At 71.5% G+C, this 13086-nt stretch carries 2 protein-coding genes; both read right to left on the bottom strand.

Annotation, left to right across the window (positions count from 1 at the left end; translation table 11 throughout):
* A partial coding sequence (locus FH715_RS27820; RefSeq protein WP_281290791.1) for a non-ribosomal peptide synthetase occupies positions 1–4952 on the bottom strand: 4952 nt, incomplete at its 3' end.
* A gap of 80 nt (positions 4953–5032) precedes the next feature.
* Positions 5033–13045: an amino acid adenylation domain-containing protein gene (locus FH715_RS27815; protein WP_425472781.1), complete on the bottom strand. Its 8013-nt coding sequence runs from the start codon at positions 13043–13045 to the stop codon at positions 5033–5035.
* Between the last annotated feature and the right edge of the window lie 41 nt (positions 13046–13086).

The raw sequence follows: 13086 nt of genomic DNA, 5'->3' as shown, positions 1-13086 counted from the left end.
TCCACCTCACCCAACACAGCCACCACCCGCTCCACCGGCCACCCCGGATCCACCGGCACATAAAACCCCCCAGCCTTCGCCACCGCCAACAACACCACCACCGCATCAACCCCAGCAGACATCACCACCCCCACCCCACACTCCGCACCCACACCACGACCCAACAACCACCGCGCCCACCCATTCACCCGCGCATTCAACTCCCCATACGACAACTCCACCCCACCACCAACCACCGCCACCGCACCCGGAACACACCTCACCCGCTCCTCAAACAACCCCACCAACCCACCAGAAACCCCAAACCCACCACCCACCACACCCCCACGACCCCACCCCAACACCAACCCACGCTCACCCTCCGACAACACATCCACACCACCCACCAACACACCAGAACCCCCCACCACCACACCCAAAACCCGCTCCAGGCGCCGGGTGATCTCCTCGGCCCGCTCCTCGTCGAAAAGGTCAGCGGCGTACTGAAGAGTCCCGTTGATTCCGTTGGGAGTTCCGTCGGGCGCGTAGGTCTCCGTGAAGGTGAAGGCGAGGTCCACCTTCACACGCTCGGTGTCCGCCGGATATGCGGAGACGTCGAGCCCGGAGAGTTCCGAGATGCTCTCTACCGCCTCGGCCTGTTCCGCGCTGTTGAAGGTCAACATGACCTGGAAGAGCGGGTGACGGGAGAGCGAGCGAGTCGGGTTGAGGATTTCCACCAGGCGCTCGAACGGCACGTCCTGATGCGCGTACGCCCGCAGATCGGCGGTCCGTACCCGGTCCAGGAGTTCGCCGAAGGACGGATTTCCCGACACGTCCGTGCGCAGCACCAGGGTGTTCACGAAGAAGCCCACGAGTTCCTCGGTGGCCTCGTCCGTCCGCCCGGCGATCGGCGTTCCGATCGGGATGTCCTCGCCGGCTCCCAGCCTGGACAGCAGTGTGGCCAGCGCCGCCTGCATCACCATGAACGGCGTCGCACGCCGTTGCCTGGCGAGGTTGCCCAACTGGCCGTGTACCTCGGCCGGGATGGTGAACTCGACGCGTCCGCCCCTGTGGGACGCGACGGTCGGTCGCTGCCGGTCGGTGGGCAGGGGGATTTCCTCGGGGAGATCCGCGAGGTGCTCGCGCCAGTAGGCCAGCTGTCGGGAGATCTCGCTGTCCTGGTCACTCTCCTCGCCGAGGATCTCGCGCTGCCAGAGGGCGTAGTCGGCGTACTGCACCGGGAGTGGTGTCCACGGCGGTGCCTCGCCGTCCACGCGCGCGCCGTACGCCGCGACGAGGTCGCGGGCGAGCGGGCCCATCGACCATCCGTCGCCGGCGATGTGGTGGACCACCACCGCCAGCACGTGATCGTCGGGCGAGAGCCGCAGCAGCCAGCCTCGTACCGGCAGGTCGACGGAGACGTCGAACGGTTGGCGCATCAGGTCGCCGAGCGTCTCGGGGAGTTCGTGTTCCGCGACCGGGAGCACGGGCAGTTCGGGGCGGGCGTTCTCGACGGCGCGGACGAACTGCCACGCCTCGCCCCCGCCCTCGCCGTCACCGAAACCAGCACCAGCACCGGCACCGGCACCAGCACCAGCACCAGCACCGTCCTGGACGAAGACGGTGCGCAGCACCTCGTGCCGACGGACGACGTCCGCGAGTGCGGCGCGCATCGCCTCGGCGTCGACGGGGCCGCGCAGGCGCAGGGCCACGGGGATGTGGTAGGCGGCGTTGTCCGGTTCGAGGCGGTTGAGGAGCCACAGCCTGCGCTGCGCGAACGAGACGGGGAGGCGTTCCGGGCGCGGGCGGGGGCGGAGTGCGGGCCTGGCGGTGTGGGCGCCACCGACCGCGCCACCGACCGCGTTGCCGCCCCCGTTTCCGCCCCCGGTGGGGAGCGCGGTGGCGAGTGCGGCGACGGTGGGGTGTTCGAAGAGTTCACGGAGCGCGAGTTCCACACCCAGTGTCGAGCGGATGCGGCTGACCAGCTTGCCGGCGAGCAGCGAGTGGCCGCCGGCGGCGAAGAAGTCGTCGTGGATTCCGATGCCGGGCCGGCGCAGCACCTCGGCGAAGAGGCCGAGGAGGATCTCCTCACGCGGGCCGCGGGGGCCGCGCGGGCGCCGGGACCGGTCGCCGGGGGTCGGCTCGGGGGCGGGGAGGGCGGCGCGGTCGAGCTTTCCGTTGGGCGTGAGCGGCAGTTCGGGCAGGGCGACGAAGGCGGTGGGCACCATGTGAGCGGGCAGCGAGGCGGCCAGGTGGGTGGTGAGTTCCCGGGTGGCTTCCCAGGTGAGTTCCCGGTGGTCGGTTTCGGGCTCCGACGGCACGAGGTAGGCGACGAGTCGGGGGTCGTGGGTGTCGTCCTGGTGCAGCGTGACGACGCACTGGGCCACGGAGGGGTGGCCGGCGAGGGCGTGGGCGATCTCGGCGGGTTCGATGCGGAAGCCGCGCAGCTTGATCTGGTCGTCGGCGCGGCCGAGGTAGGCGAGGGTGCCGTCGTCGAGCCGTCGGGCCAGGTCGCCGGTGCGGTACATGCGTGCGCCCGGCGCGCCGAAGGGGCAGGCGACGAAGCGTCCGGCGGTCAGTCCGGGCTGGCGGGCGTAGCCGCGGGCGAGCTGGGGCCCGGCCAGGTAGAGCTCTCCGGTGACGCCGGGGGGAACGGGGCGCAGGAAGCTGTCGAGGACGTAGGCGGCGGCGTTGTCCAGGGGGTGGCCGATGACGGGCTGGGGCGTGGCGTCGAGGGCGGAGGAGATGGCGTCGACGGTGAACTCGGTGGGGCCGTAGTAGTTGTAGGAGGTGGTTTTCGGGGTTTGGCGGAGCGTGGTCCACAGGGTGGCGTCGGCGGCTTCGCCGCCGAGGAGGAGCACGGCGGGGTGGTGCTGGTCGTCGTCGAGGAGCCCGGTGTCGACCAGTTGCTGTGCGTAGGTGGGTGTGAGGTCCATGAAGTCGATGCCGGCGCGGCGGACGTAGGCGACGAGCCGTTCGGGGTCCCGCCGGGTGTCGTCGTCGACGAGGTGCAGCTCGTGGCCGGCGACCAGGCAGAGCACGCCTTCGAGTGAGGTGTCGAAGGAGAGGGAGGCGGTGAGGGCGGCGCGGAGCCGTGGGCGGCCGGTGGCGTGGGGGTCGATGATGCCTCGCCGGTTGGCGTGGAAGAAGTGGGTAAGGCCTCGGTGTTCGATGACGACGCCCTTGGGGCGGCCGGTGGATCCGGAGGTGTGGATGACGTAGGCGGCGTGCCGGGGGTGGAGGGGCGCGCGCCGGTCGGTGTCGGTGGGGTCGTGGTGGGGCATGTCCGCGAGGTCGCGCAGGGTTTCGCGCGCGTCCAGGGCGATGCGGGGCGCGGGGTGTGGGGGGATGGTGGTGGTGCCGGTGGTGAGGACGATCGCGGGGCGCGACTCCTCCAGCAGGGTGGCCAGCCGGCTGGTGGGCTGGTCGGTGTCGAGCGGGAGGTAGGCGGCGCCGGCCTTGAGCGTGGCGAGCATGGCGACGAGGGATTCGGTGCCGCGGGGGAAGGCCAGTGCCACGATGTCGTCGGGTCCGGCTCCGGCGGCGATCAGCAGGTGGGCGAGCTGGTTCGCGCGGAGGTTGAGTTCCGCGAAGGTCAGCGTGGTGTCACGGTGTGTGAGGGCGGTGGCGTCGGGGGTGCGCCGCGTCTGCTGTTCGAGGATGGCGTGCAGGGGGTGCGGGGGCACCTCGCGTCGGGTGTCGTTCCAGTCGTGCAGCACGCGCTGCCGTTCGTCCGGCGCCAGGAGGTCGAGGCGGCTGAGCGGCAGCTGGTCGGCGGTGGGGGTGGCGGTGCTTTCCAGGGCGCGGACGGCGCGTCGCAGGAGGGCGGTGGCGGTGTCCGCGTCGAAGAGGTCGGGGCGGTAGTCGAGGCGTAGCCGCAGTGTGTCGCCGGGGAGGGCGGTCAGGGTCAGGGGGTAGTGGGTGGCGTCGGTGCCCCGGGCGGCGGTGACGGTGAAGTCGTCGGTGGTGATGGTGTCGCCGTCGCGGTGGCCCACGGGGTAGTTCTCGTAGACGACGAGGCTGTCGAAGAGCTGGTGGTGCCCTGTCCAGCGCTGGATGTCGGTGAGGCGGGTGTGGTGGTGTTCGGCGAGGTCGGCCTGCTGGTTCTGGAGGCGGGTGGTGAACGTGGCGAGGGTGTCGGCGGGTTCGGTGACGGCGCGGACGGGGATCGTGTTGATGAAGAGGCCGACCATGTCCTCGGCGCCGGGGAGGTCGGCGGGGCGGCCGGAGACGGTGGTGCCGAAGACGACGTCGCGGCGGCCGAGGAGTTGGCCGAGCACGAGCGCCCAGGCGCTCTGCACGGTGGTGGCGGGTGTGACGCCGTGGGTTCGTGCCCAGGTGGTGAGGGCCCGCGTCTGCTCGGGGTTGAGTTCGGCGTGGGCGGTGGCGGGGGGAACGGTCTCGCGGGGTGCGGTGGGGGCGACGAGTGAGGGTTCTTCGAGGCCGGCGAGTGCCCGCCGCCAGGCGGCCTCGGCCACCCCGGCGTCCCGCGAGGCCAACCACCGCAGAAAGTCACCGTAGGGACGCACCGCCGGCAGCACCGACACATCCCCCGCACTGCCGTACAACGCCAACAACTCACGCAACAACACCGGAACCGACCAGCCATCCCACACCACATGATGATTCGTGATCACAAAACGAAAGCGATCCTCACCCACTCGCAACAAAGCGAACCGCACCAACGGCCCACGCGACACATCGAAACCAGCCCAACGCTCCTCCTCCACCAACACCCCCACCTCGTCCCCGCCCACACCCCGGGCATCCACCTCACGCCACGGCACCCCCACCCGCCGCGCCACCACAGACACCCACTCACCCGACCGCACCTGCCGAAACCCCGACCTCAACACCCCATGACGCCCCACCAACGCCTCCACCGCACCCCGCAACCGCACACCATCCACCACACCCACCAAATCAAAAACCAACTGCCCCACATACACATCCACACCACCGCCACCCCCCACCGACAACGCATGATGAAACAACAACCCCTCCTGAAGAGGAGACACCGGCAGGATCTGCTCGACGGTCTTCGACTGACGGTTCACCACTGGTCCTCATCCCCATCGAGTGCGAGTTCCTGCTCCAGCTCCGACAGTTCGTCGTCGCTGATCGTGAAGAGTTCCCCGGTCGGGGGTTCTGTCGGGGGGTCTGTCGGGGCGTCCGTTCGCGGGCCCGTGGCCGGGACGGCGGCCGTCGGGGTTCCGTCCGGGGTCTCGGGTGGCGCCGTCGTCCCCGCGGTGCGTGGGCCGTCCGGCTGGCCGTCGGGGGACGTGGCCGCGGCGGCGAGGGCGGCGGGCGTGCGGTGGGCGAACACGTCGCGTACGGCGAGGGGCAGTCCCGCCTGCCGGGCGCGGCTGACCAGGCGGATCGTCATCACGCTGTCGCCGCCGAGGTCGAAGAAGCTGTCGTCGGCGCCCGCCTGCGGCAGGTCGAGGACCTGGGCGAAGAGCTCGGTGAGGATCTTCTCCTCCGGGGTCGCCGGGGGCCGGGGCGCGGCGGCCGAGTCGGGGCCGGGGTCCGGCAGGGCGGCGCGGTCGAGCTTGCCGTTGGGGGTGAGCGGCAGTGCGGGCAGTGTGACGAAGGCGGTGGGCACCATGTAGGCGGGGAGGGCGCGTTGAGCGGTCTCGCGGAGCTCGGCGGGGGTCGGCGGTTCGGCGTCCGGGTGCGGGACGACGTAGCCGACCAGCGCGCCGCCCCCGGCCCGGTGTTCCCTGACGGCGGCGGCGCACTGCCGCACCGCCGGGTGCCGGCCGAGCGCCCCGGTGACCTCCGCGAGCTCGATGCGGAAGCCGCGGACCTTCACCTGGTCGTCGGCGCGGCCGAGGTATTCCAGCGTGCCGTCGCGCCGCCACCGTCCCAGGTCCCCGGTGCGGTACATGCGGGCGCCCGGCAGGTAGGGGCAGGCGACGAAGCGTTCCGCGGTGAGGGCGGGGCGGTCGCGGTAGCCGCGGGCGAGCCCGGGGCCGGCGATGTGGATCTCGCCGGGGACGCCGGGCGGCACCGGTCGCAGGCGCGCGTCCAGCACGTAGGTCACCCAGTTCCGCAGCGGCGTTCCGATGGGCGGCGGGGTGGTGTCGCGCGCGGTGACCGGGGCGGCGGTGGACCAGATGGTGGCCTCGGTGGGGCCGTAGAGGTTGACGGGCGACCGGGTGGCGCCGGCGAGCGCGGCAGCCAGGTCTCCGGGGAGGGCTTCGCCACCGACCAGCGCCCGCGTCCCGGCGAGCGCGCCGGGGCGACCGGCGGCGGCCTCCAGCAGTACCCGCCACCAGCTGGGCGTCGCCTGGACGGCGGTGACCCGTCCGCCCGCGCACAGTTCGAGGACGGCGGCGGGATCGGAGACGAGTTCCTCGTCGGCCAGCACGACGGTGGCGCCGGCGAGCAGCGGGGCGAACAGTTCGAGGCCCGCGATGTCGAAGCCGACGGTGGTGACGGCCAGCAGCCGGTCGCCGGGGCCCAGTTCGAACCGTTCCACCGCGTCGGTGAGGAAGGCGCGCAGCGCGGTCTCGGGGACGCAGACGCCCTTGGGGCGGCCCGTGGAGCCCGAGGTGTAGATGACATAGGCGGTGCGGTCGCCGCCCGCGGGCGGGGACGGGAGCGCGGTCGCGGGCGGGGGGTCGCCGTCGGCCGTCGGCGCGGCGTCCAGCGGCAGGGTGCGCGCCGGGTCGAACGGCACCTGCCCGGCCAGGCGGGACGTGGTGAGCAGCAGCTCGGGGGAGGCGTCGGCCAGCATGTACGCCAGCCGTTCCGCGGGGTGGGCGGGGTCGAGCGGAACGTAGCCGGCGCCCGTCTTGAGTACCGCGAGCAGGGCGACGAGCAGCAGTTCCGAGCGGGGGAGCGCGAGGGCCACCAGCCGTTCGGGGCCGACGCCGCGCCGGGCGAGGGTCCGCGCCAACGCGTCGCTGCGGGCGTCGAGTTCGGCGTAGCTGAGCGCGGTGGCCCCGCTCACGCAGGCCACGGCGTCGGGCGTCCGCGAGGCCCACCGGGTGAGGAGCGCGGGCAGGGCGGCTTCCGGCACGTCGGCCGCCGGGCCTCGGGCCCAGGTCCCCAGCGCCCGGTCGTGCTCGTCGGGGGTGAGGAGCGGCGCGTCTCCGACGGGCGCGGACGGTGCCTCGGCGAGGGCCTCCAGGAGGTGCAGCAGCCGGCGGCCGATCGCCTCGGCGGTCTCCTCGTCGTAGAGGTCGCGGGCGAAGTCCAGCCTGAGGGTGAGGCCGTCGGGTGCGCCCGTGGCGCCGCGGTGCTCGGCGAAGGAGAACGACAGGTCGAACTTGGCGGCGCCGGGGCCCACGGGGAACTCGGAGCAGCTGAGCCTGGGCAGCGCACCCAGAACGGGCTTCAGCGGGTCCTGGTCCGCGTTGGTGAGCGTGTACCAGATCTGGAAGAGGGGGTGGCGGGCCAGCGACCTGGGGGGCTTCAGCTCCTCCACCAGGCGCTCGAACGGCACGTCCTGGTGGGCGTGGGCGTCGAGGTCCGCGGCGCGCACCCGGTCCACGAGTTCCTCGAAGGTCGGGTCTCCCGAGATGTCGGTCCGCAGCACCAGCGTGTTGACGAAGAAGCCGATCACGTCGTCCAGCGCCTCGTCGCCCCGGCCGGCGACGGGGGTGCCGACGGGGATGTCCTCGCCGGCTCCCAGCCTGGACAGCAACGTGGCCAGCGCGGCCCGCACCACCATGAACAGCGTCGCCCTGCGGTGCCTCGCCACGCCCACCAGGCGCGTGTGCACGGCGGCCGGCACGGTGAACACCGCCCGCCCCGCGCGGTAGGACGGCACCGCCGGCCGCGCCCGGTCGGTCGGCAGCGGGAGCTCGTCCGGGAGGCCGTCCAGCGCCTCGCGCCAGAACTCCAGCTGCTCCGAGGCGACGCCGGCGGATTCGCCCTCCGCACCGAGCACCTTCCGCTGCCACAGCGCGTAGTCCGCGTACTGCACCGGCAGCGGCGCCCACCTCGGCGCCTCGCCGCCGGCGCGCGCCGTGTACGCCAGCACCAGGTCGCGGGCGAGCGGCCCCATCGACCAGCCGTCGGCCGCGATGTGGTGCACGACCAGCACCAGGGTGTGTTCCACCGGCGAGATCCGCAGCAGCCAGGCCCGCAGCGGCGGTTCCGTCGAGATGTCGAAGGGGTGACGGGCGGCGCGGCCGACCCGTTCGGTGAGTTCCGCCGGGGTGACGGACTCCACGGTCAGCGGCGGCTCGGCGGGCGGCAGGACGACCTGCCGCGGCTCGGCGCCCTCGCCCTCGTCGGCCGCGAAGACGGTCCGCAGCGACTCGTGGCGTTCCGCCACGTCGGCGAGCGCAGCGCGCAGCGCCTCGGCGTTCAGCGGGCCGGTCAGGCGCAGCGCGACGGGAATGTTGTAGGTCGGGCTCGGGCCCTCCAGCCGGCTGAGGAACCACAGGCGGCGCTGCGCGTGCGACAGCGGCAGCCGCTCCGGCCGGGGCACGGCCGGAGCCACCGGGGGACGGCCGTCCGGCGCGTCGGCGAGCCGGGCGGCGAGGCCGGCGGGGGTGGCGGCCTCGAACAGGTCACGGACGTTCAGGTCGACGCCGAGCGTGGCCCGGACGGCGGCGAGCAGGCGGGTGGCGAGGAGCGAGTGCCCGCCCAGCGCGAAGAAGTCGTCGTCGATCCCCACCCGGGGCAGGCGCAGCGCCTCGGCGAACAGCTCGCACAGGATCTCCTCCCGCGGCGTGCGCGGCAGCCGTATGGCGTGCCCGGTGTCCCGCGCCTCCCGCGCGGAGGCCAGCAGCGCCGCCTGGTCCAGCTTGCCGTTGGGCGTCAGCGGCAGCGCGTCGAGCACGACGTACACCGACGGCCCCATGTGGTCGGGCAGTTCGGACAGCAGCCGTGCGCGGAGCACGTCCGGCGCGAGGGCCGGGCCCGCGTCGCTCGGGACGACGCAGGCGACCAGCCGCCGGTCGTCCGGACCGTCGTCCCTGACGAGCACCGCGGCCTGGGCGACGCCGGGTTGCCGCCGCAGCGCCGCCTCGATCTCGCCGAGTTCGATCCGGAACCCCCGTACCTTCACCTGCCGGTCGGCGCGCCCGGCGTACTCCAGCCCGCCGTCGGACCGCACGCGGGCGAGGTCGCCGGTGCGGTAGAGGCGACCACCGGCGCGGGAGAACGGGTTGGCCACGAAACGCTCGGCGGTCAGCGCGGGCCGCCTCAGGTATCCCCGGGCGAGGCCGGCGCCCGCCACGTACATCTCGCCGACGACGCCGGGCGGCACGGGCCGCAGGCGCGCGTCGAGAACGTAGACGCGCAGGTCCCCCAGGGCACGCCCGATGGGGCTGCCGGTGGCCCGGCAGTCGTCCTCGCGTAGCGGCAGCGCGGTGACATGGACCGTGGTCTCCGTGATGCCGTACATGTTCACCAGCACCGGTGCGGTGCGCAGCGGCAGCCGGTACCAGTCGGCCAGCCTGCCCGGGTCCAGCGCCTCGCCGCCGAACACCACCCGCTCCAGGACCAGTTCGGCACACGTGGCCCGGTCCCGCAGCGCCGCCTCGGTGAGCGCTCCGAACGCCGAGGGCGTCTGGCTGAGCACGGTCACCCGCTCGTCGACGAGCAGCCTCAGGAAGTCCGCCGGTGACCGGGTGACGGCTTCGGGCACGACGACGAGGCGTCCGCCGTGCAGCAGCGCGCCCCAGATCTCCCAGACGGAGAAGTCGAAGGCGTAGGAGTGGAAGAGCGTCCACACCTGCTCCGGTCCGAAGGGGACCGCGTCGGCGCAGGCCGGGAAGAGGCGGGTCGCGTTGGCGTGCGAGACGACGACGCCCTTGGGCCTGCCGGTGGATCCGGAGGTGTAGATCACGTACGCCGGATACTCGGGGGACGGAAGTGCCGACGCGGCGCCATCGTCCGACGCGACATCGTCGCTCCGCGCGGCGCCATCGTCCGGCGCGTTGTCGTCGTCCGGCGCGTTGTCGAGTGCCGTGGCGATCGCCGGATCGTCCAGCTCGACCCGTTCCAGCTCGCCGGGAACCGCCGTGCCCGTGAGCGTGACCACCGCGACGGGCTCGGTGTCCTCGACCATGAACGCCAACCGCTCCCGCGGATAGGCCGGGTCCAGCGGCAGGTATCCCGCCCCGGACTTGAGCACCGCCAGCAGCGCCACCACCATGTCGGCACCACGCGGCAACGCGACAGCGACAAACCGCTCCGGCCCCGCGCCACGCGACCGCAACACCGCGGCCAGACGGTCAGCCCGCGCGTTCACCTCACGGTAGGTCAGCGACGTGTCCCCCGCGACCACCGCCACCGCGCCCGGCGCCCGCACCACCTGCTCCTCGAACTGCCCGTGGAGAGTGCGGGCGGTCGAGGGAACGCCGTCGGCGCGGCCTTCGGAACGCCGGTCGACATCGCTCGCGGGCACGAGCGCCCGCCGCTCGTCCGCCGAGAGCAGCTCCACGCTCCCGACCCGCTCCCCCGGCTCGGCGACCACGGCGTCCAGCAGCCGGAGGAAACGTGCGACGAAGCCGTCGGCCGTGGACGGGTCGAACAGGGCCGTGGCGTAGTCGAGGATGCCGGACAGGCCGGGCTCGCCGTGTCTCTCGGTGAAGGAGAACGCCAGGTCGAACTGGCTGATCCCGGTGTCCACCTCCATGAGCCCGACGTCCACACCGGGAAGGCCACTCGCCCACCGCAGCGCGCTGCGCTGGCCGTCGTTGTTGAAGGCGAGCATGACCTGGAAGAGGGGATGGCGGGCGAGGGAACGTTGGGGGTTGAGCAGCTCGACGAGGCGCTCGAACGGGATGTCCTGATGCGCGTAGGCATCCAGGTCGGTGGTGCGGACGCGGTCGAGAAGGTCGTGGAAGGTCGGGTCGCCGGTGGTGTCGGTCCGCAGGACCAGGGTGTTGGCGAAGAAGCCCACCAGGTCCTCGGTGGCCTCGTCGGTGCGTCCCGCGATCGGGGTACCGATCGGGACGTCCTCACCGGCGCCGAGCCGCGACAGCATTGCGGCGAGCGCGGCCTGGACCACCATGAACACGGTCACCCCGCGGTCCCGCGCCAGCTCCACCAGCCGGTGGTGGAGCGCGGCCGGGATATCGAACTCGATGCGGCCACCGCGATACGAGGCAACGGCCGGACGGGGCCGGTCAACGGGCAGCGTGATCTCCTCCGGGAGACCGGCCAACCGCTCACGCCAGAAGCCCAACTGGCGGGAAATCTCACTCTCCGGGTCGGACTCCTCCCCGAGCAATTTTCGCTGCCACAGGGCGTAGTCCGCGTACTGCACCGGCAACGGCGCCCACCCCGGAATCTCACCCCGTAGCCGGGCGGCATAAGCCTCGGTGAGATCACGAGACAGAGCACGAATCGACCAACCATCCATCGCACTGTGATGCACCAGCAACATCAAGACGTGATCGCCTTCGCCGAGGCGATACAACTCCGCGCGGAAAGGGATCTCGGTGGCCAAGTCGAAGGCATATCCGGCCGCTTCGGCCAGCAGCGACGCAACACCCTGCTCGGTGGTATCCGTAACGGGCAACTCGACCGCACACGCGGCGTCCCCGGCCGGCACCACATCCTGGAACGCCTGACCAGTCACCGGGTCCTGCCGCAAAAGAGTACGGAGACTCTCATGCCGGGTCACAACATCCGTCAACGCGGACCGCAACGCCGCGATATCGAGGTGTCCTTCGAGGCGAAGCGCCATCGGAATGTTGTATGTCGGGCTGGGACCTTCCAACTGGTAGAGGAACCACAACCGCTGCTGCGCGAACGACACCGGCACCCGCTCCGGACGCTCCACCACCCCCAACCGCTCCCGACCCGCACCCGCCACACCAACCCGCTCCGCCAACGCCGCCACCGTCGACGCCTCAAACACCACCCGCACCGGCAACTCCACCCCAAACGCCGACCGCACCCGCGAAACCAACCGCATCGCCAACAACGAATGCCCACCCAACGCGAAGAACCCATCATCAACCCCCACCCGCTCCACCCCAAGAACCTCAGCAAACAACCCACACAACAACTCCTCCACCGGACCACGTGGGGCCCGAAACACCTCACCCGACACCACACCCGGCACCGGCAAAGCCTTCCGATCCACCTTCCCATTCACCGTCAATGGCACCACCTCCAACACCACCACCGCAGACGGCACCATGTAATCCGGCACACGACGCCCCACCGCCAGCAGCAACTCACGCTCGTCCACCCTCATACCATTTTCCGGGACGATGTAGGCGACGATTCGTTGATCGCCCGGCCGGTCCTCCCTCACCACCACCACGCCACGCTCCACACCCGGGAACGCGGAAACCGCCGCCTCCACCTCACCCAACTCGATACGGAAACCCCGCACCTTCACCTGATCATCCGCACGCCCCACAAACTCCAAATCACCGTCCGCCCGCCACCGCACCAAATCCCCCGTCCGATACATCCGCTCCCCCACCCCACCAAACGGACACGCCACAAACCGCTCCGCCGTCAACCCCGCCCTACCAAAATACCCACGCGCCAAACCCACACCCGCGACATACAACTCCCCCACCACGCCGACGGGCACCAATCCCAACCCAGCATCCAACACGAACAGCCGATGCCCAGCGAACGGCCGCCCCACCGGCACCGCCACCCCATCCTCGGAACCCTCCACAAACCCAGGATCCACCACAAAATCAGCGCAATTGACCGTCAACTCCGTCGGTCCATAAGCATTCACCACCGACACACCAGGATGATCCGCCATCCACCCACGCAACATCCCCACCCGCAACGCCTCACCACCCACCACCAACAAACCCCCCGCCCCCACCACACCCTCCAACTCACCCAACAACCCCAAATGCGAAGGAGTCACCTTCACCAACGACACCCCCACACCCACCGCAGACTCATCCAACGCCCCCACCCGCACACACCCACCCGAAACCAACGGCGTAAACAACACCGTCACCGTCAAATCAAACGCCAACGACGAATGCAACAACCCCACACCCGACGCCGCACCCCCATACACACCCCGCGCCCGCTCCACATAAGCCCCCACCGAACCATGCGTCACCACCACACCCTTCGCCCCACCCGTCGACCCCGACGTAAACAACACATACAACGACTGCCCCGCCAACAACCCACCCCCACGCTCCC

Origin of the sequence: Streptomyces sedi (genome assembly GCF_006335015.1) — a bacterium.
In the GTDB taxonomy this organism is placed as follows: domain Bacteria; phylum Actinomycetota; class Actinomycetes; order Streptomycetales; family Streptomycetaceae; genus Streptomyces; species Streptomyces sedi.
The sequence above is the reverse complement of the archived record's forward strand: the minus strand, read 5'-3'. Positions and strand labels throughout refer to the sequence as shown.